Genomic DNA, 19100 nt, shown 5'->3' with positions numbered 1-19100 from the left:
GTGTGCTTACGAACAGACGGCACAGTGGTCTAAGCCTGATTCTGGAGAAGTGGGCTTGCACCGAATCGACGCTACACCATTCGCTGCGCCCCGACCCGCGTCCGATCTTCATTGGCGCATTATGGAAATGCAATCTGAGTAATGTAAGCAAGGAGCTTCTCATGATCAGAATCAAGACTGCTGTGATCACTTTATGTCTTCTAGGTGCCTTGCCTCTCGCTGTGTCCGCACAATCCGCAGAGTTTGGCCCGCGAGAGGGCGACCGTGAATTCTCCCTCTCCGGAACCGGCAGTAACGACCGGGATTTCAATAGCGGCAGCTTCGGCGTGACCGGTGATCTGGGTTGGTATTTGCGGGACAACGTAGTAGCCGGTATTCGCCAGAGTCTTAATTATGCCGATATCGAAGGCGAGGCCCTCACCGATGATTTCTGGAACGGCTCAACCCGGGGGTACCTCGACTATCAATTCCTTGACGATCGTGCGCGACCCTTTGTTGGTGCGAGTCTGGGCGGCCTTTATGGGGATGGTGTCAAGGACAGTGCCTTTGCCGGCCTGGAGGGAGGATTAAAGTATTACGTGCAGACCAAGACCTATTTCCTGGCCCGCGCCGAGTACCAGTTTCTGTTCAGCGACTCCAGTGATGCCAGTGATGCTTTTCAGGATGACGGCATCTGGGCCTATACCGTGGGTCTGGGTTATAACTTCTGAACACGGTTACAGTGCTGATTCGGTAAGACCCGGGTCGGTGCCGGTGACCAGTTGACGGTCGCTGGCCCGATGTCCGTACAGGCGCTGTACACCGCGCAGATCACCTGGCTGCAGCTCGGGGAAATTCTCGGTGTAGCGAAAACCCATCACCTGCCCGGATGGGCCGGGGTGGTCCAGCCCGATGGCGTGGCCGATTTCATGAATCAGCGTATAGCGAATATCGTAGGTCTCCGTGTCGCCATCAAAGCCGACTTTCCATTTCTGTTCTGGGTTCAGGCAGACCAACGACTGGTTAATGGCGCGCACACCGTCTTTCTCCCTGGGTGCGAAGGTGACGTTGGCGAATGCTCGCCGACGCGGCTGGCCCTGGGTGCCAAGGATTATGTCTGCCTCTCGGACATTGGCAATCCGGTAGAACGAAAGGTCAGCTGCACGCTCCCAGACCCGGAACGCGGCGGCGGTTTCCTTTACTAGCATCTCAAAGCTCAGATCCCGGCTGGACAGTGCTCTCATCGGCGCCAGAACGCCACAATTGCGGGCGTTTTCAAAGTCCAGCGTTTCATCCGCGAAGGCGTAGCTGATCTTTGCACCCGTGCCCAATTGCTGCTCGCCCCATTTCACCAGATAGCCTTCAAGCTTAAGCAGCCGGTAGCCATCCTGTTGTTCTGAGGCAAACAAGGGCAATGACAGGAGCACACAGGCGGAAACTGTCAGGATATGACTGAGCCGTAAGAAGCGGTCGCTCGGTATCGAAGGACGGTTCATGGGAAAAGATTAAGGGTAACGGCGGAAGATGTCGATGGTAATTTGGTAGGCGGATGTTGATGAGGGCTGATTGTTCAGCGTGAGAATTCCTGCATCGGAAGGTTGGAATGATTCAATTGCTATGTGCGTTGACGTACCGAAGACCTGGCTCTTGTTTAATAAGCTCGATCAGACAAAGCGTTTGCGAACATTCCGGTTTGTAAAGGAAAGCGCCTATATGGGCGGCTCCAGAGAAATGAAAGCTATGACAGCAACAGTATTGGTCTACTATGACATGCGGATGCTCGGTCACAATCCACATGGTTGGGACCCCAGCCATCCCGCCTGGACAGAGGCGGTCAAGGCAATGATTAACCTGCAATATCCCGGCAGCAACCTGGAAACCTACACTCACCCGGAGCGCGCGGAACGACTGACAGCGATCGTTGACCGGCTGATGCTGGAACCAATTGAAGGGGTGCGCTGGATGCTGCCGACGGCGGCGACCATGGCTCAACTGGAGCGCGTTCATGACAAGACCTATGTCGCTCATATTGAGTCATTGAAAGGGGACTCCTGCTGGCTGTCCAAAGACACCACGGCAGTGTCGCCAGGAAGCGTGGAGGCGGCTTGTCTCGCCGCTGGTGCGGGAATCAGCGCAGTCGAGGCCATCTCGACGGGTGAGGCCCGCCGGGCGTTTTGTGTGCTGCGGCCGCCAGGCCATCATGCCCATTCCGACCATGCCTCGGGCTTTTGTCTATATAACAACCTCGCCGTTACCGCTGCCCATGCGCGTGAAAGCCTTGGCTATCAGCGAGTGATGATCTGGGACTGGGATATGCACCACGGTAACGGTACACAGGAAATCTTCTATTCCGATCCTTCCGTGCTGGTGATTGATAGCCACTGTGCGGCGCCCTTCTATCCGGGCAGCGGTTTGCAGAGTGAGAAAGGGGCCGGGGCCGGCATCGGCTATCAACTCAACGTTCCGCTGCCGCTGGGTATCGGCAATGCGGCACTGCTAAAAGTGTTCGATGAGGTGGTAGAGCCTGCGGCGAGGGAATTTCAGCCTGATCTTCTGCTGGTGTCTTCAGGCTTTGATTGCCATTACCTCGACATGACCTGCACCATGGATGAAACGGGCTTTGCGATGCTTACCCAGCGCATGAGCGACCTGGCAGATGAGCTATGCGACGGCCGTCTGGTGCTTTTGCTTGAGGGTGGCTACAACGCCCAGGCCCTGGCTGATAGTGCTCATGCGGTGGTTGAGGTGCTGGCGGGTAGTCGGGTGAATGCCTGCAAAGTCATCCCGGAGGATCCAAGCTGTAGCGGATGCGGCTAACCGTTATCAAAAAAAGAATCGGCTTGTTGACTTGTAGGGCACCCATAAAAAAGGGCAAGGCCTATTCAGCCTTGCCAAAGTACGCTCTCAGATTGTGAGCATTAATCAGATTGCATTAATGTCGACCTGGTCGGGTTTACTTTTGAGTTTCAAATTCCGGAGCCGACATCAGGGTTTCACGGGACTGGTCAATCTTCAGCTCCAGCTCCGTGGCCTTGCCGACTTTCTGCACTTCGTCCCATCCGATCGCAACATCCTTGTCACCCATTCCAAGGAACCCGCCAACGCCGATGACGACGCCGACAACCTGTCCATCCTTGTTAATGATGAGGTCTTTCACTTCGCCGACTTCTTCGTCGCCGGAGGTAATCACTGTGACACCCATCAGATTACTCGCCTGTAGGCCGTTGGCAGGGGCGTTAGCCATGTAGCCACGGCTCTTTGTGTAGGACGGATCTGTTTGAGGTGCCTTGGATGCGGATTTCATATCACCCTGGCTTTTTTGCACATCAGGCTGTGACTGCTCAACCTGCTGGCTGGTGGACTCCTGTGCGAGAACTGCGCTGGATCCCAAGGCGATGGCTGGCGTGACCAGTGCATAAAACGCGTATGAACGCATATTTTTCATTGATTTCTCCGTATTCCTCATCTGGGCATAGTCCGCGTCAGCGCCATTGCCGAGCGCGGTCTGAATTACTGCCTTACATCGAATTCAGGATGAGGTTCCAATCTACATCGGGCAGGGCGCCCGGTCTGTTCGCTAGACCACCAAAGGGGGCTTTGGGAAGGTGAGCCTATGTCTGCGGTAGCGAAGAGGCTTTTCGCAAGCTTGATTCCAGTGCCTTGGTGTCCGTGATATCGACCATGGTCATAACCACGCCGTCGATCACATTGTCCAAACGACGGTAGGGCATGATGCGGATAGAAAACCAGCGGCCCTCATTGGTTTCGATTTGCTTTTCACTGACAACGAGCGTGTCGAGCGTGTTCCGGGCATCGTCTTCCAGTTCCGGGTAATGCAATATGGTGGTCAACTCGCTGATCGGCCGCCCCACATCGCTCTCCCGCAGGCTGATGATGTTGGCTGCGCGGGCCGTATACCGGCGAACGTTAAGATTCTGGTCCATAAACAGGATGGCAATTTCGATACTGTTAAGCACGTTCTGCATGTCGCTTTGTGCCAGCGCCAGGTCGTCCAGTTTGGTTTGCAATTCCGTGTTGATGGTTTGCAGCTCTTCGTTCATTGACTGCATTTCTTCCTTGGACGATGTAAGTTCCTCGTTTGCAGACTGAAGTTCTTCGTTGGTGGATTGCAGCTCTTCATTCGAGGCCTGGAGTTCTTCGCTGGAAAGCCGGGCCTCTTCGCTTAACTGTTCAATGGACTGCTGGTAACGCAAGATTTCATCGGACTGATCGGTGGTCGTCGCGCCAGCGCGCTTCGAGCGTTTGCGCCGGGTAGATACAGGGTGGTCCCGGAACACCACCATGGTCATACCCTTTAGAGCCAGTGGTTCATTGAGTGACTGCACGGTTACGTCCACATGCTGTACACCGGCGCCAGTTTCCACGGCCAGGTTGTTTAACTCAACCGGGTCTCGCTGAGTGGCGGCCTGTTTCAATGCCGTGTACAGCGGCGTGCGCAAACCTTCCCTGGCCATGGCATGGATATTCCAATTGGTTTTGCCAGCGGCCGGTTCCAGGTATTTTCCCGTGCGCCCGCTTATGTAGACGATATCCGCATTCTGGTTAAGCACTACGGCCGCCGGTGAATATCGCTGCAAAAGAAGGTGATCTGCGGCATTCTGAAGATTGTCGCTGTCCCCGATGGGATAGATAGGCGCGGACACGGGTTGCTCCTTGGACAGATTGGAAAGGGGGGGGAAGGATTTCAGCAGAAAACTGGAGCCGTTGATGGAGTCGTGGGGCAGTCTTTCATAGAGCCTTAGCCGTTGTTCAAGTGGCTTGAACAGATGGTTCAGTCTGCCCACGGTTTCTGAACTGCCTAACATCAATAGGCCATGGTTACGCAGGCTGTAATGGAATAAAGGCAGCAAACGACGCTGCAGCATAGGGTCAAAATAGATCAGCAGATTGCGGCAGGCCAGCAGGTCGAGCTTCGTGAACGGTGGGTCCAGAATGACATCGTGTTGGGCGAACAAGATCTTGTCGCGAATGGTCTGGTTTATCTGGTAATGATGGTTGTCTTTTGTGAAGAATCGGGCCAGACGCTGCTCGGATACCTGGCCGTCAATCATCGAGGGATACCGACCCGCCCGGGCCACGGTGATGGCTTCCAGGCTCAGGTCCGAGGCAAAAATCTGAAAGTTGACCGGTTTTTCAGGGTGGAGTCGTTCCAGAGTCTCGGTGAAGGTCATGGCCAGGGAATAGGCCTCCTCACCGGTTGAACAGCCCACCACCCACGCCCTCAGGTTCTCGCCGGGTTCAAGTTGCCCGATCAGTGGTTCAAGTGCGTAATCGCACAGGTAATCCCAGGCATCGGCATCACGGAAAAAAGAGGTCACACCAATCAGCATTTCCCTGAAAAGCAACTGCACTTCCTGATCGTTGTTCTCCAGGTATCGTGCATAGTCTGGCAAATTGGCAACGCCATGAATCGCCATACGACGCTCTATTCTGCGCAGGACAGTGCTGGGTTTGTACAGGGAAAAGTCGTGCCTGGTGTGTTGCTGCAATATGGCGATGATGGCTTTGATCGGCTCCACCAATTTTGCCGGTGGCCCAGCCTGGTCAGGCTCGGTGACACGTGTGTTGTAGGCCAGTATGCGGCTGGGCAACTCGCTGGCCGGGGCAATAATATCCGCACAACCGGTGGCAATGGCGTTTCGAGGCATGGCATCGAATTCGGCCGAGCTGGGCTCTTGCACAACCGTCAGGCCGCCCACGGCGCGAATGGCTTGCAGGCCCAGCGTGCCATCCGAGCCCATGCCGGAAAGCACCACGGCAATTGCCCGTTCATTGCGAGCGCTGGCCAGAGATGAAAACAACACGTTGATAGGCAGGCGCATGCCCCGGGGTTCCCGGGGCTGATCAAGCTTCAGCCGATCATTCTCAACGGTCAGTTCCGCGTTGGAGGGGATGACATAGACACAATTGGGTAGAATTTCTCTGCCTTGCAGGGCTTCTTGCACGGGCATGGCAGTCACCCGCTGCAACAACTCCGGCAGCAGGGCCTTCTGGGTCGGGTCCAGATGCTGGACCACGATAAAGGCCAGGCCGGTATCGGTTGGCGTATGGCGCAGAAATTCTTCGAGTGCCGCCAGACCACCAGCAGAGGCTCCGATTCCGACAATGCGCATCAGGAACGGGCGGGAGGAGTGTGAGGAGCCGGGTAGTGGGACATCACTATCATAATCAGGTCTCCGCTCGAAATGAGGCTCGCGTTGATCGACAGCTCAAAGCTATCGTTGCCGGCAAGCCAGGCCTTGCAAGTTGCCACGGCCCCGGGCGTCTTAAGCCTCTCTAACAGATCGGCCACATCGCCGCGGCCCGGCGGTGCCAGGTATTGGGTCAGCGTCTGTTCCTCCGAATGCTCTGGCGTGCACCCCAGCAGAGCGACCGCGGCAGCGTTGCTTTCAATCACGCGCCCGTCGCGGGATACCACCAGGCACGCCGCTGGCGCGAATCTATACAGCGCCTGATAATGGGCCAGCTCCTCAGCAAGCTCGATTTCACTGGTCTGAAGTTGTTCAAGCAGCAGATCAAGTTCCACCTGGTGGGTTTGCAGCTCATGCAGCAGCTTTAGTGCATCGGCAGCAAAGTCGGGGTCACTGGCCCGGCGGTATAAAAGCGCCAGTGCTTCAACCCCCAGGGCGCCACCCCCGATTTTAGTCACCTTGTCGGTGCCGCCACGAATCAGATCTTCAGCGTGTAGGCGGAGTTGGGCTCGGTTTTCCGCCCATGAACGTCCTTCATTGTTTGTCATTATCGCTTCCTTCTGTCGCAGATATCTGCTGTTGCCACTCCCATACTACTCCGGGGAGCCCGCCTTCAACAGCCGCCATATCACGTGTGTTCAATATGTTGACCTGTGTGTGTTAGCGAACCGACCCCCCGGACCGGCAATTGTTAAATTGGATCAAATAAGGAGAGTCCGCGAACCGGTTTGGTTTGTGAGTGCCTGAATCTTGATGGGTTCTGGCAGCTCCGGATTAGAAGGGAGTCAGGTTATGAAGTTTTTTATCGCGGGCGTTGTAAACCACCGAATTCCTCTGTTTTTCACTCTTGCTCTGACGGCATTACTGACTGCGTGCGCTTCGGCACCCATACCCCCGACTGAGTCGATGAACGTGGCCAGGGATACCATTGCCAAAGCGGAACAGACCGACGCCCGGCAATACGCTGGTGCCGAGCTGGAAGAAGCCCGTGCACAGTTGGTTATGGCAGAGAAGGCCGTGACTGAGGAGTCCATGACTGAGGCGGACCAGTTGGCCAAACAGGCCAGTGTGGCTGCCAGGCTGGCGATGGCAAGAACAGAGGCCGCCAAAGCGGCGGAAATCAATCGTGAAATGGGGCGCGGCGCCGATGCTCTGGATGTGGAAATGGGTCGTCAGGGAGAGCAAAAATGAAGACTGTATCGCTGTTGAAAAAACCGTTTGTCGGCAAAACCGGTGCCATTGTTGTGCTTTCCTCGCTGTTGCTGAACGCCTGCGCCATGGCGCCTGAAACCGCCCCTGCGGCGCTGGATGTGCGACAGAAGCTGACAGAGCTGCAGCGCAACCCGGCGATGGCCAGTAACGCCCGCATTGAATTGCGTGATGCGGAAGCTGCCGTCGAGCTTGCCGAACAGCCTCTCGACAGCGATGAAGCCACGTTGGTCGACCACCGGGTCTATATGGCCGACCGTATGGTGGAAATCGCCAGAGCCACGGGTACTGCCCGCCAAATGGAAGCCGATCGGAAACGCATGGGTGAAGAACGTGCTGCCGCCAGGCTGGCAGCCCGCACCCTCGAGGCAGATACAGCGCGTGCTGACGCAGATACTGCCCGCAGCTCTGAGATGGCAGCTGCAGCCGTGTCCGCAAAAGCCGCCGAAGAGATGCAAAGGCAGATCGACGAGCTTGAGGCAGAAGCAACAGAACGTGGCCTGGTGCTGACGCTGGGCGACGTATTGTTTGCCACCGGCAGCGCAGACCTGCAGGGCGGGTCTAATCGCAACCTGGAAAAGCTGGTGGACTTTCTCAACACCTATCCGGACCGGGACGTTTTGATTGAAGGCCACACCGACAACGTCGGCAGCGCACAATTCAACCAGACCCTGTCGCTGAAGAGAGCTGATTCGGTCCGCCGTTACTTGACGGATCATGGCGTACAGAGCCGTAGGCTTTCGGTGTCCGGTCTGGGTCTTGAACGGCCTGTGGCTGGCAACGAATCCGCCATGGGTCGCCAGCAGAACCGGCGCGTTGAGGTGATTATTGAAAACTAGGAAACCGGATTTGGTTGAATTCTTTAAAAGCTGTTTTGTTGGCTTCGGCAATCCACGGGAAGGATTTTTTATGAACACACTGAGCCGAATCGTAATCATCGCGGCGGCAGTTGGTGCCTCTGGCCTTGCCCACGCGACCTTTATCGACATTGTAGCCAACCCGGGTGGAGCGTTAGTGCCCGTTTCTGGCGACAATAGGTACGCTGTTCGCGACAGAGGCGCGTTTTCATCAAACCATTCAGAGGCATACAACACCGCCTCTTCCGCACCTGGTGAGGCGTTTAGAGCTTTTTATTCGGCGGGCCTTGGCAAACTCGACTTTGGCTTTTCGTCTGTGAAACCCGTTGGAGCCCCTGCCGGTTCGGTGTCGAACCTTAGCGAAGCCAACCAGGCTCCGTTTTATAACTACACCATTTTCCAAGGCCGACTCGACCATATGATTCTGGGCCTGGACGACAATAATCGAGTCGATGATGACCATGACGACATGCTCGTTATGATGAGAGCCTTCAGTATCCCGGTTCCTGAACCAGGCACACTGGCGCTCTTTGGGCTTGGATTGTCAGGTCTGATCTGCTCTCGCAAGCATCCATTGAAGCGAAAAGTTACTTTTGAAAACTAGGGGGTCTTGATTATGTTGAACTCCTTCAGACCTGTTCATCTCTCACCCAAGCCGACGAGGAATGGCCAACGGAAGCGCTTGAAGCCTAAATCCACAAGGAATAAGACGGATGTCAGGGATGAGACTGCGCTGGCTTACGCCATGCTGGACTTTGTTGGCGATGGGGTGATGGCAACGGATACCTGCGCGAATATTACCTACATGAACACGGCGGCGGAGACTCTGACTGGCTTCAGCCGACAGGAAGCGCTGGGCCGACCACTGGAAGAGGTCTTCCGGGTGATTGACGTAACCACTCGCGTGACGAGGGCCAACCTGGCGCAACATGTCCTGGAAATCGGCACACCCGTTGAGCTACATAACAGTGCCCTTTTGAAAGCGAGGGACGGTCGTGAGCTGGCCATTGAAGATGCCGCATCACCATTGCGCAATGCAAAAGGTGAAATCACCGGCGCTCTGGTCAAATTCCACGATGCCCGCTTTTCGGCGGAAACAACCGCCAGAATGGCTTATTTGGCGCAGCACGATTCACTGACGGGCCTGCTCAACCGTTATGCGTTTGAAGAGCGTTTCAAGCAGGCCGCTGCATTGGCCCAACGACATGAAAAGAAAATGGTGATGTTGTTCATTGATCTCAATAACTTCAAGGAAGTGAACGATACACTGGGCCATGCCGTTGGCGACGAAATTTTACAGGCGCTGGGCCCGAGGCTGTTGGGCTGTGTGCGCGCGACGGATCACGTATGCCGTCACGGCGGTGACGAATTTGTGGTACTACTAAGCGACCTTGCAGAACATGAACAGGCGTTTGCGGTGGTCGATAAAGTACGGGAAACCGCCGCTGAACTACTGCGACAGCAAGGTCACTGGGCGACGCTTACGGTTAGCGTGGGTATCAGCCTGTTTCCAAACGACGGCGAAACTCTGGAGGCTTTATTGCCCCACGCGGATGCGGCCATGTATCGGGTCAAGACGGAAGCAAAGCGAGGGTTGCGGGATCTTAAGCCTTAAATCCCTAAACCTCTGGATTCAAGGCGTTCATTCTCCCGTCTGACAACGGCGTAGCATTCGCAACTGAGGGATTCCAGTTTCGGGCGGTCGATCACGGTGATCCGGCCGCGCTTATATTCAATCACCCCCAGTTTCTGCAGCTTGCCTGCCGCTTCGGTGACGCCCTCACGGCGTACACCCAGCATATTGGCAATCAGCTCCTGGGTCATATTGAGTTGATTGTTGCCGAGCCGGTCCAGTGACAACAACAACCAGCGACACAACTGCTGGTCGATGGAGTGATGGCGGTTGCAGACTGCAGTCTGCGACATCTGGGTGATCAAGGCCTGTGTAAAGCGCAGGGTGATAATGCGGATCTCGGAGTGGTTGTTGAACTCTTTTTTCAGGTCAGCGGCGGGCAACCGGTAGGCGTGGCCGTGGCTCTGCACAATAAACCGGTTGGGCGTGCTTTCCCCCCCCATGATAACGGCGACACCGGCCATGCCTTCGTTGCCGACCACCGAGATTTCGGCGGAAGAACCGTTCACCATCACGTAGAGCAGTGAAATAATGCAGTCTACGGGGAAATAGACGTATTCAATGGATTGGCCGGATTCGTAAATCACGTCCCCGAGGGACAGTTCGGCCAGGTTCAGTTTCGGGAAAATACGCTTGCGGGCATCATCAGACAGCGCGGCAAGAAGCTTGTTTTGCAGTTGGTCGGGTGGGTAAGTCATTTGAATCCTTTCCAGAGCACGATGGTTAGCGAGAACCCTAGCTGTCTGGCGACTGCATTAAATACCGGACGCTATAACTTGTGACCATCCAGGAAATCAGACGTCATGATTTTCTTGTTGATATTATCGGTCAGTTTTAAAGCAATATTCCTGACTTTACAATACGCTAAGCGTGAACGAAAAACATGAACTTTAATATGTTATTCACAGGAGAAACTTCCAAAGGAAGTAGGCCCAAGCGCGGATCGAAGATTGTTTATGTCACAGCTAGTTTTAGGCTGCCGCTGGAAGGCCAGCCACAAACGGCAAAGTATCTTGAACAAGAATTTGCCGTCAATTTCGCCGCGCTTGGGTTATGTCCTCCTGGCACTGATGACCGCCAAAGAAGAAGATGAAGTGGTAATGGAAGCCCTTCTTGGGTTGCCATTCCAGTTTCCAGGCGTCGCCCAACAGATGATTGAACATGGAGTCGGTGTTAGAGGCGAGGCAAAGTTGTTCCCTGTGGTAACGGGCCGTCTCATAGTTAACGTAGGGGCTGTCAAACTCGCCATAACCCAGGTCTACCCGAACGACCATCAGTCGGCTGTGGCATCTAAAGAGGGCCTCCATAAGCTAGCAGAGACGCTTGTAATTGTTGAGGCTGTTACGCCGGTTTCCGGTAAAAGGTTTTAAAATCAATCGGGTAATGGTGGTTGGGGATCGATGCGGAAGGGTAGTTGGTACCCCCGGCAGGACTCGAACCTGCTACCTTCCCCTTAGGAGGGGGACGCTCTATCCAGATGAGCTACGGGGGCAATTTCTCAGGAAGGGCGGTATGATAGCGATCTGGAGCTGATGGCTCAAGGTGTTGTCCCGTTTCCACGGTTTTTCCGGAGTGAGCTTTGCCCGACCCCTTTTCCCTGAGTGTGATCGTGCCGGTGTGGAGAGAAGCCCCCGGCATTGAGAGTTCTCTGAAAGCCCTGGCCTCCATTCGCGAGGCCGGTCACCAAGTCATTGTTGTGGACGCGGGTAGCGACGACGGTACGGCGGTGCTGGCTGGACCCCTGTGTGATCGGGTCCTGGTCTCCGAGAGAGGGCGGGGCGCGCAGATGAACGCGGGCGCAGCGGCTGCCGGGGGCAATCTCTTGCTGTTCCTGCACGCCGACACCCGCCTGCCTGCCGATGCCGTCACGCAATTGGAAACCTTCATGACGAGCCGTTCTGCCTGGGGACGTTTTGATGTGCGGCTGAGCGGGCGGCGAGCGCTGTTCCGGGTGATTGCCTGGTTCATGAACCAACGGTCGCGCCTTACCGGCGTTTGTACCGGGGATCAGGCCATGTTTGTGCGGAGGGACGCGTTTGAGGCGCTTGGAGGGTTTCGGGCGCAGCCGCTGATGGAAGATGTCGAATTCTCGAGGCGTCTGTGTCTTGTTTCCCGCCCTTACTGCATTCACTCACCGGTGATTACCGACAGCCGACGCTGGGAAAAGCTTGGCCCCTGGCGTACGATTTTCCTCATGTGGCGGTTGCGCTGGCGCTATTGGCGCGGTGAATCGCCGGAATCCCTGGCCCAGGCCTACCGCTCGGATGTTCGCAATGCCTGACAGTACCCCGGCAAGCGCCGTACTGATGCAATTTGCCAAATGGCCTGAGCAAGGTCGGGTCAAGACCCGACTGATGCCGGCCCTTGGGGCGGCCGGAGCACTCCGGGCCCACGTCACTCTCACGTTGGCAGTTCTCGATAACCTCTGTGCCACCGGGTACCCGGTGCAGTTCTGGTGGGATCGAGAGCTGGAGCGGGCGCCTGACGAAGCGGACATCATTGTGCGGAATCTTGAATGCGCCGGCCTGGAGCAGAAGGTTCAGCAGGGAGAAACCCTTGGCGACAGGATGCAGGCGGCCTTGCGCGAGTCGCTGCAGCACTATTCGCGTGCCGTGGTGATCGGCAGTGACTGCCCCTCGGTGGATCCCCAGTACGTTCGCCATGCCATTGATCGGCTTGCCGAGTTTGACGTGGTTCTCGGGCCCTCTGACGACGGGGGCTATGTCCTGATCGGGGCGAGCCGGGTGGTGCCCGGCATGCTGGATGACATTGAGTGGGGGACCGAAAACGTCCTGATTCAGACCCTGGCCCGTATGGAGAAATCGGGGCTCCGCGTCAGTCTGCTGGAACCCCGGTGGGACGTGGACGAGCCGGAAGACTGGGCGCGTTTTCAGCGCCTGCCTGAGGCCTAGGTCAGGTCGCCGGGACTGGCGGCCTCGCCATTAAATGGGTCAGCGCGCTATCGGCGTTCAAGCCATCCTCGCCAGTCACCACGCGAAGTGCCTGTTCACGGTCCAGGACCGCCTTTCTGAACGTTTCCAGCAGTGCCTGTCGGCTCACGCCCTTGACCGCATTGGCCAGTTGTTCCCGGGAATCGAAGTCGGTCGCGTTGCGATCAATCTCCCGCCAGTATCGACTCGAAATATCGCCGAGCTGCCGGTCCCGCTCAAGTAGTTTGCTGATTACCGCCTGCTTTTCACGATTCAGGCCGGCCTCATCGAGGCTGGCCAGTTGCGCCTCAAAATCCGCTGAGAACTGACGAACGGCCTGGTCAATCTGCTCCGGGCTGGCGCCCGGGGATTGAATCACGAAACCGAGAGCCGGGGTTTCCAGTATCTCAAACGGCGTCGCGTAGACGATGTAACCCAGCTGCCGGGTTGTGCGGATGTTTTCGTAGAAGGGGCTGCTGATGATTTGCGCCAGTAGCCGGAAGCGGGCCCGCTCGTCAAAGCCAGTATTGTCGCCCTGCATGTACAGGGTGTAGCCGGTATCCGGATGATTGACGTCCAGGGACACCTGGGTTTCGTCCGGCGGCAACTGGCGTACCCGGCTGCGGTCGACGTCGGCAAAGCTGCTGTCATCAAGCACAATGGCCCGGATCTGCTGGGCCAGGTTGAGGGCGTAGGCGCGGCTGAGATTGCCGTGGGCCAGCATGACCGGATCCACTTCTGAAAGCAGCGCCTTGGAGAACGATTTCAGTTCATCCAGGGTGACCTGTTGCGACGCCGAAAGCTTGTCGTCCGTACTCCAGGCGCCCTCGATCAGGGCGGTCTGGATGAACTCGGACGTCTGTTCCACCGGCGGGTTCTTGGCCTTGTTCTTGAGGCTGTCGACCAGGTTCTGGCGGGCGATGTCGAACCGCTGTTGCGTCAGGTCCGGTTCCGCGACCTGCATCAGGATTCGGTTAATCAAGGTGTGCAGCTTGTCGCTGTAACCGCCCACCCGAACGGTTATGCCCCGGAGGTGTGGATAAATGCTGTAATCCAGACCGGCAAGGCGTGCCGAGTAGGCCCAGGCATTCAGATTGGTATTTACCGCATCCACCAGCAACTGGGTCAGGACGCTGCTGCGGGCAGAGACCCGTGCGGCGGGTGTGCGAAGGCTGATGAACACGTTCGCTTTGGGAGTGTCGAACCGGGTATCCCGGGCAAACCAGATTTCCAGGCCGTCCTGGCTACCCAGCAGGGTGGGCTGCTCCATGGTTGAACCCGCGACCATCGCAAGTTCTTCCGGAACAAAGGGGTTGGGTTGGGGCAGCTTGAGCTGCGCCGCCAGTTCCGGCAACGAGCTGCGCGTCAGGTTTTCCGGATCAAGTGCTTCCCATTGCCATTCCGCTCCGTACCACCGGGTTTGTTCCGGATTCTTGAGCGCCGGCTCCGGCGCCAGAACGAATGCCATCAGGTTGTCCGGGGTGAGGTGGTCCAGGATGGTCTGGTATTGCTCCGGCGCGTAGCGCTCCAGCAGCCAGGGCGCACTGAGAATGTCCTCGGCCGGGTAGTGTTGGAGCTGACTGGCAAGAGCCATGGCTTCATGCACCGGTTCGCCCTGCTCACGGAAACGAAAATCAATGCGGGCCAATTGCTGCATTTCCCTGAAGCGCTGTTCCGTGATGCCATTGCTCCGGATTTTGTCGATGTAGGCGAACACCAGCGGCAGGATGTCATCCTGGCGGCGCAGACCCTCCGGCGTCAGGGACATGCTGATGTCCAGCATGGCGCCTTCACCCGTGTCCATGCCCACGCCGGCTGAGAGGCTCTCCACAAGGCCAGCCCGTTTGAGGACGTCAAACAAACTGCCGGGGCCCTCGTGGCCCAGCAGATTGGCAATGTAACTCGCCGGCTTGGTGTGGTAGTTGTCCTCCTGGGAGGGAATCGGGAAGGAGAGGGTCAGTCTGCGCACGTCCTTGATGGCATCCGCGGTGACCTTTCCCGGCAGTTTGTCGTCCTGGTAAAAAGCAGCCGGATGCGTTTTGGCTTCCAGCTGGCGGTTCTCAATGGCGCCAAAGCGGCTTTGAACCATCTGCTCGAGGGCGTCCAGGGGCTGGGGGCCGTAAACCGCGAGCGTCATCAGGTTGGCCGAATAACGATCTTTCCAGAACTGGATGAGATCGGGCCGGAGCGGGTTTTCGTCAGTGTTCTCTAGGGTGCTGAGATTGCCCACCGCAAACTGGTTGAACGCATGCTCCGGATTGCTGGCCGCTTTCTTCACCGAATAGAAGCGACGGCCGTCTTCCTTCTGCTTGGAGCTGAACTCCGAGTGCACCGCGTTACGTTCCCGGTCGACCAGCTCGGCGGTAAACAGCGGGGCGGCAAACTGTTCGGCGAACCGGTCCAGCGCCGGCTCAAGGTAGGGCGCTTCGACATCGAAGAAATAGTTGGTGTCCTGAAACGCCGTGTAGGCGTTGTGGCTGCCGCCGTGGCTCTTGATGAATTGCTGGTACTCGCCGGGCTCAGGGTATTTTTCGGTTCCCAGGAACAACATGTGCTCGAGGAAATGCGCGAGGCCCTCCCGGCCGGCAGGATCATCGCCGCTACCCACTGCAACGTTCATCGAGGCCGCTGCCTTGTCGGCGTCGCTGTCGGATACCAGGATTGCCCGGAGCCCGTTGTCCAGCTCGATGAAGCGGTAGTCATTGTCATCAGCGGGGCTCTTGACCGGCGGCTGTGCTGCAAGGGCCAGAGTGCTGCTCAACAGCAGCACGAGCATTGCCAATGTGCTGGCGATAGTCAGGCGTACAGGGGCGTTCCGGGGGGTACCAGTGCTCATAGGGCCTCGTTCATCCATTGACAGTTTGGGGGTTATCAGTGCATCAGCGAGTTGCGGGTACTTTCAGGTTGCTGCTCCAGCGTCTTGCGGGCCAGGTCCACCGCTTTATCGGCCTCCATCTGCCCGGAGGCAATGCGCTCCAATACCGTTGCCATGATGGCGACCGATTGCCGGTAATCGGCAAATTCTGCCTGGAACGCCGAATCGATTGCCTCGTAGACGGCCTGGATTTTTTCCTCACGGCTGCCGGATGCTTCGGCAGTGTCGTTGATGGCCTTGAGGCAGGCGCGGGCAATGGTGATATAGCGTTCGGTGTTCGGGTTGTCTTTCGGCATGGTGTGGCTTCCGCAAATCCAGAATTTCTGTGAACAATGATGACGCCGGAAGGCGCAATAAGTTCCTGATTATGTCATTGCTTGCGTGGCGTTTCATTGCTTTCCAGTAATCGAATGAGAGGGCAGGCACAGGCCAATTCCTGTGCTAGTCTCAAAATCATTGTGTCGACATACGGGACAGGCGTCCGGGTGCGGGTTGCGCCCCGAGTTAGAGTATTAGCTCTATTAAAAACAAGAGGTTACAGAGTAAAAGCTCTAAAAAAGTTCGATACATGAGGGTTGCAATTAAGTACAATGCCGTCGTTTCCGGAAGACTCTACGACTTTAGTCTAAATGGGTGCCGGCATGGACAGACAACAAATGAGCAACAAGCAGGGTGGATAATTGATGAACTATTTCCTGACGGGTGGCACCGGATTTATTGGCCGTTTTCTCGTGGAAAAACTGCTGGCGCGTGGCGGCACGGTATACGTGCTGGTGCGTGAGCAGTCCCAGGGTAAACTGGAATTGCTGAGGGAGCGCTGGGGTGCAGACGAGTCCCAGGTCAAGGCAGTGATTGGCGACCTGACCAGTAAGAATCTTGGTATCGACGCCAAGACCATGAAGGCCCTTGAGGGCAATATTGATCATTTCTTCCACCTGGCGGCCGTCTACGACATGGGCGCCGACGAGGAAGCCCAGCAGGCAACCAACATCGAAGGCACGCGCGCCGCCGTGAATGCGGCGGAAGCCATGGGTGCCAAGCATTTCCATCACGTGTCCTCCATTGCTGCGGCGGGCCTGTTCAAAGGCACGTTCCGCGAGGACATGTTCGAGGAAGCGGAAAAGCTGGATCACCCGTACCTGCTGACCAAGCACGAGTCTGAAAAGGTTGTACGCGAGGAGTGCAAGGTACCGTTCCGCATCTACCGTCCGGGCATGGTCATTGGCCACTCCAAGACCGGCGAAATGGACAAGGTCGACGGACCCTATTACTTCTTCAAGATGATCCAGAAGATCCGCCGCGCTCTGCCCCAGTGGGTGCCGACCATCGGCATCGAGGGTGGTCGCCTGAACATCGTGCCGGTGGATTTCGTCGTGAACGCAATGGATCACATTGCCCATCTCGATGGCGAGGACGGCAACTGCTTCCATCTCGTGGATTCCGATCCGTACAAGGTCGGTGAAATCCTCAACATCTTCTCCGAGGCCGGTCATGCGCCCAAGATGGGCATGCGTATTGACTCCCGCATGTTCGGTTTCATCCCGCCGTTCATTCGCCAGAGCCTGAAGAACCTGCCTCCGGTGAAACGATTGACCAGCGCTGTGCTTGACGACATGGGCATTCCGCCGTCGGTTATGTCGTTCGTGAATTACCCGACCCGGTTTGACGCCCGTGAAACCGAGCGCGTTCTCAAGGACACCGGCATCGAAGTGCCACGGCTCACCGATTATTCCGCGGTAATCTGGGACTACTGGGAGCGCAACCTGGACCCGGACCTGTTCAAGGACCGAACCCTGCGCGGAACTGTCGAAGGCCGCGTGTGCGTCGTGACCGGCGCAACCTCGGGCATCGGTCTGGCGACTGCGCAGAAGCTGGCGGATGCCGGAGCCATTCTGGTCATTGGTGCCCGTAAGCCGGAGCGCCTGAAGGAAGTGGCAGCGGAGCTGGAATCCCGGGGGGCCAGCGTGCATGCCTACCAGTGCGATTTCTCCGACATGGAAGACGCTGACCGCTTCGTGGAGACGGTTCTGGACAACCACGGTCAGGTGGATGTGCTGGTGAACAATGCCGGTCGCTCAATCCGACGTTCCCTGGATCTGTCGTTTGACCGTTTCCACGATTTTGAACGCACCATGCAGCTGAACTACTTCGGCTCAGTGCGCCTGATCATGGGTTTTGCACCGAAAATGCTGGAGAACCGTCGTGGCCACGTGATCAACATTTCCTCCATCGGTGTGCTGACCAACGCGCCGCGATTCTCTGCCTACGTGGCATCCAAGTCGGCACTGGACGCGTTCAGTCGCTGTGCGGCGGCCGAGTGGTCGGATCGCAATGTGACCTTCACCACCATCAACATGCCGCTGGTGAAGACGCCCATGATTGCGCCGACCAAAATCTACGATTCGGTGCCAACGCTGACGCCGGAGGAAGCCGCCGACATGGTTGCCGAAGCCATCGTCTATCGTCCGAAGCGCATCGCGACCCGACTGGGCATCTTTGCGCAGGTGTTGCATGCCCTGGCACCGAAGATGGGCGAGATCGTGATGAACACCGGCTACCGCATGTTCCCGGATTCGCCGGCAGCAGCGGGCAGCCGGTCCGGCCAGAGGCCCAAGGTGTCCAGCGAGCAGGTGGCGTTCGCGGCCATCATGCGGGGCATCTACTGGTAAGTGGTCGCTCCGTGAGATCAAAAAACCCCGCCTCGGCGGGGTTTTTTGTGTCGGTCATTCGGCCTCTTCAATCAACGGCGGGGGGAAACCGCCCAGATCCTTCCAGCGATTTACTATCCCGCAGAACAGGTCCGCCGTTTTCTCCGCATCATAGGCGGCAGAGTGCGCTTCCTTGTTGTTGAACGGAATACCGGCCAGTTTGCAGGCCTGGGCCAGAACCGTGTGGCCGTAGGCGAGTCCCGCCAGTGTGGCGGTGTCAAACGTGGAAAACGGGTGGAACGGATTGCGCTTGATGTCGGCTCTCATCGCAGCGGCAAACACGAAGTTGTGATCGAACGTGGCGTTGTGGCCAACCAGCACCGCGCGCTTGCAGTCGAAGGCTTTCACCGCTTTACGAATCGGGGTAAAGATTTCGCTCAGGCCTTCCCGTTCGGGGACCGCTTCCCGCTCCGGATTCCAGGGGTCAATGCCGGTGAAGTCCAGCGCCGATTGTTCGAGGTTTGCGCCCTCGAACGGATCAATCTGTTGCACGTGGGTCTCCCCGCGCAGAAGGTAGCCGTTCTCGTCCATGGTCAGCAGCACCGCGGCCACTTCCAGCAAGGCGTCCCGCTCCGGATTGAAACCGGCGGTTTCCACGTCAACGACGACGGGCAGAAAACCGCGAAAGCGGCGGGACATGGGATGCGGTTCTTTGTTTTCGTCAGTCACTCAAACTCCGGTCATGGCCGTGTGATGA

At 57.1% G+C, this 19100-nt stretch carries 18 protein-coding genes and 1 tRNA gene; 10 read left to right on the top strand and 9 right to left on the bottom strand.

What is annotated here, in order from left to right; translation table 11 throughout:
* Positions 1-161: 161 nt before the first annotated feature.
* Positions 162-710 (top strand): outer membrane beta-barrel protein, encoded by a 549-nt coding sequence (locus tag QQF73_RS15135; RefSeq protein WP_486641993.1) that lies wholly within the window; start codon positions 162-164, stop codon positions 708-710.
* Positions 711-716: 6 nt separating this feature from the next.
* On the opposite strand, the gene QQF73_RS15130 is transcribed toward QQF73_RS15135, so the two are convergent.
* Positions 717-1388 (bottom strand): matrixin family metalloprotease, encoded by a 672-nt coding sequence (locus QQF73_RS15130; RefSeq protein WP_219868192.1) that lies wholly within the window; start codon positions 1386-1388, stop codon positions 717-719.
* Positions 1389-1719: 331 nt separating this feature from the next.
* Between QQF73_RS15130 and QQF73_RS15125 the strand changes: the two genes are divergently transcribed.
* Positions 1720-2796, top strand: a complete 1077-nt coding sequence (locus QQF73_RS15125) for a histone deacetylase family protein (protein WP_219868191.1) — start codon at positions 1720-1722, stop codon at positions 2794-2796.
* A 136-nt stretch (positions 2797-2932) separates the two neighbouring features.
* Here QQF73_RS15125 and QQF73_RS15120 read toward each other — a convergent pair whose 3' ends face one another.
* From QQF73_RS15120 to QQF73_RS15110, 3 genes are all read right to left on the bottom strand, one after another.
* Positions 2933-3424: a PRC-barrel domain-containing protein gene (locus QQF73_RS15120; protein ID WP_219868190.1), complete on the bottom strand. Its 492-nt coding sequence runs from the start codon at positions 3422-3424 to the stop codon at positions 2933-2935.
* Between the two features lie 166 nt (positions 3425-3590).
* Positions 3591-6113 (bottom strand): chemotaxis protein CheB, encoded by a 2523-nt coding sequence (locus QQF73_RS15115; RefSeq protein ID WP_285368704.1) that lies wholly within the window; start codon positions 6111-6113, stop codon positions 3591-3593.
* Positions 6113-6739 carry a PAS domain-containing protein gene (locus QQF73_RS15110; RefSeq protein ID WP_219868188.1) on the bottom strand — a complete coding sequence of 209 codons (627 nt, stop codon included), beginning with the start codon at positions 6737-6739 and terminating at the stop codon, positions 6113-6115. Before QQF73_RS15110 ends, QQF73_RS15115 begins: the two co-directional genes overlap by 1 nt.
* 244 nt (positions 6740-6983) lie before the next feature.
* Between QQF73_RS15110 and QQF73_RS15105 the strand changes: the two genes are divergently transcribed.
* The 4 genes from QQF73_RS15105 (at position 6984) to QQF73_RS15090 (ending at position 9872) form a co-directional block, all read left to right on the top strand.
* Positions 6984-7382: a DUF4398 domain-containing protein gene (locus QQF73_RS15105; RefSeq protein WP_219868187.1), complete on the top strand. Its 399-nt coding sequence runs from the start codon at positions 6984-6986 to the stop codon at positions 7380-7382.
* Entirely contained in the window at positions 7379-8239 is an 861-nt protein-coding gene (locus QQF73_RS15100) for an OmpA family protein (RefSeq protein ID WP_285368702.1), read from the top strand. Before QQF73_RS15105 ends, QQF73_RS15100 begins: the two co-directional genes overlap by 4 nt.
* A 10-nt stretch (positions 8240-8249) precedes the next feature.
* On the top strand, positions 8250-8861 hold the full coding sequence (locus tag QQF73_RS15095; protein ID WP_228743559.1) for a PEP-CTERM sorting domain-containing protein: 612 nt from the start codon (positions 8250-8252) through the stop codon (positions 8859-8861).
* A gap of 78 nt (positions 8862-8939) precedes the next feature.
* A complete protein-coding gene (locus QQF73_RS15090; RefSeq protein WP_219868185.1) occupies positions 8940-9872 on the top strand; it encodes a diguanylate cyclase domain-containing protein in 933 nt (310 codons plus the stop codon).
* Here QQF73_RS15090 and QQF73_RS15085 read toward each other — a convergent pair.
* Positions 9869-10588, bottom strand: a complete 720-nt coding sequence (locus QQF73_RS15085; protein WP_285368699.1) for a Crp/Fnr family transcriptional regulator — start codon at positions 10586-10588, stop codon at positions 9869-9871. The genes QQF73_RS15090 and QQF73_RS15085 overlap by 4 nt on opposite strands.
* A gap of 258 nt (positions 10589-10846) precedes the next feature.
* Here QQF73_RS15085 and QQF73_RS15080 point away from each other — a divergent pair, with 258 nt between their 5' ends.
* Entirely contained in the window at positions 10847-11260 is a 414-nt protein-coding gene (locus QQF73_RS15080; RefSeq protein ID WP_228743558.1) for a hypothetical protein, read from the top strand.
* A gap of 45 nt (positions 11261-11305) precedes the next feature.
* Here QQF73_RS15080 and QQF73_RS15075 read toward each other — a convergent pair.
* Positions 11306-11382 (bottom strand) — tRNA-Arg (locus QQF73_RS15075).
* A gap of 87 nt (positions 11383-11469) precedes the next feature.
* On the opposite strand from QQF73_RS15075, the gene QQF73_RS15070 reads away from it, so the two are divergent.
* Entirely contained in the window at positions 11470-12171 is a 702-nt protein-coding gene (locus QQF73_RS15070; RefSeq protein WP_285368698.1) for a TIGR04283 family arsenosugar biosynthesis glycosyltransferase, read from the top strand.
* Positions 12164-12802: a TIGR04282 family arsenosugar biosynthesis glycosyltransferase gene (locus tag QQF73_RS15065; protein WP_285368696.1), complete on the top strand. Its 639-nt coding sequence runs from the start codon at positions 12164-12166 to the stop codon at positions 12800-12802. The genes QQF73_RS15070 and QQF73_RS15065 overlap by 8 nt, the downstream gene beginning before the upstream one ends.
* 1 nt (position 12803) lies before the next feature.
* On the opposite strand, the gene QQF73_RS15060 is transcribed toward QQF73_RS15065, so the two are convergent.
* Together QQF73_RS15060 and QQF73_RS15055 are read right to left on the bottom strand one after the other, a co-directional pair.
* A complete protein-coding gene (locus QQF73_RS15060) occupies positions 12804-15656 on the bottom strand; it encodes an insulinase family protein (RefSeq protein WP_219868180.1) in 2853 nt (950 codons plus the stop codon).
* A 35-nt stretch (positions 15657-15691) separates the two neighbouring features.
* The gene (locus QQF73_RS15055; RefSeq protein WP_219868179.1) at positions 15692-15991 is read right to left on the bottom strand and encodes a hypothetical protein; all 300 of its coding nucleotides are present in this window, start codon (positions 15989-15991) and stop codon (positions 15692-15694) included.
* A 387-nt stretch (positions 15992-16378) separates the two neighbouring features.
* On the opposite strand from QQF73_RS15055, the gene QQF73_RS15050 reads away from it, so the two are divergent.
* Positions 16379-18364, top strand: a complete 1986-nt coding sequence (locus QQF73_RS15050) for an SDR family oxidoreductase (protein WP_219868178.1) — start codon at positions 16379-16381, stop codon at positions 18362-18364.
* Positions 18365-18418: 54 nt separating this feature from the next.
* On the opposite strand, the gene rnt is transcribed toward QQF73_RS15050, so the two are convergent.
* Positions 18419-19072: a ribonuclease T gene (rnt, locus tag QQF73_RS15045; protein WP_219868177.1), complete on the bottom strand. Its 654-nt coding sequence runs from the start codon at positions 19070-19072 to the stop codon at positions 18419-18421.
* Positions 19073-19100: the final 28 nt, after the last annotated feature.

Origin of the sequence: Marinobacter albus, assembly GCF_030238305.1 — a bacterium.
GTDB lineage: Bacteria > Pseudomonadota > Gammaproteobacteria > Pseudomonadales > Oleiphilaceae > Marinobacter > Marinobacter albus.
Note: the sequence above shows the minus strand (reverse complement) of the source record. Positions and strands in the feature narration are given on the sequence as shown.

Excerpts from the sequence above, each read along its gene's own strand:
- QQF73_RS15125 (WP_219868191.1), top strand. The coding sequence starts at position 1,720 with ATGACAGCAACAGTATTGGTCTACTATGACATGCGGATGCTCGGTCAC.
- QQF73_RS15135 (WP_486641993.1), top strand. The coding sequence starts at position 162 with ATGATCAGAATCAAGACTGCTGTGATCACTTTATGTCTTCTAGGTGCC.
- QQF73_RS15065 (WP_285368696.1), top strand. The coding sequence starts at position 12,164 with ATGCCTGACAGTACCCCGGCAAGCGCCGTACTGATGCAATTTGCCAAA.
- QQF73_RS15105 (WP_219868187.1), top strand. The coding sequence starts at position 6,984 with ATGAAGTTTTTTATCGCGGGCGTTGTAAACCACCGAATTCCTCTGTTT.
- QQF73_RS15050 (WP_219868178.1), top strand. The coding sequence starts at position 16,379 with ATGAACTATTTCCTGACGGGTGGCACCGGATTTATTGGCCGTTTTCTC.
- QQF73_RS15120 (WP_219868190.1), bottom strand. The coding sequence starts at position 3,424 with ATGAAAAATATGCGTTCATACGCGTTTTATGCACTGGTCACGCCAGCC.
- QQF73_RS15060 (WP_219868180.1), bottom strand. The coding sequence starts at position 15,656 with ATGAGCACTGGTACCCCCCGGAACGCCCCTGTACGCCTGACTATCGCC.
- QQF73_RS15055 (WP_219868179.1), bottom strand. The coding sequence starts at position 15,991 with ATGCCGAAAGACAACCCGAACACCGAACGCTATATCACCATTGCCCGC.
- QQF73_RS15115 (WP_285368704.1), bottom strand. The coding sequence starts at position 6,113 with ATGCGCATTGTCGGAATCGGAGCCTCTGCTGGTGGTCTGGCGGCACTC.
- QQF73_RS15110 (WP_219868188.1), bottom strand. The coding sequence starts at position 6,739 with ATGACAAACAATGAAGGACGTTCATGGGCGGAAAACCGAGCCCAACTC.
- QQF73_RS15080 (WP_228743558.1), top strand. The coding sequence starts at position 10,847 with ATGTCACAGCTAGTTTTAGGCTGCCGCTGGAAGGCCAGCCACAAACGG.
- QQF73_RS15085 (WP_285368699.1), bottom strand. The coding sequence starts at position 10,588 with ATGACTTACCCACCCGACCAACTGCAAAACAAGCTTCTTGCCGCGCTG.
- QQF73_RS15100 (WP_285368702.1), top strand. The coding sequence starts at position 7,379 with ATGAAGACTGTATCGCTGTTGAAAAAACCGTTTGTCGGCAAAACCGGT.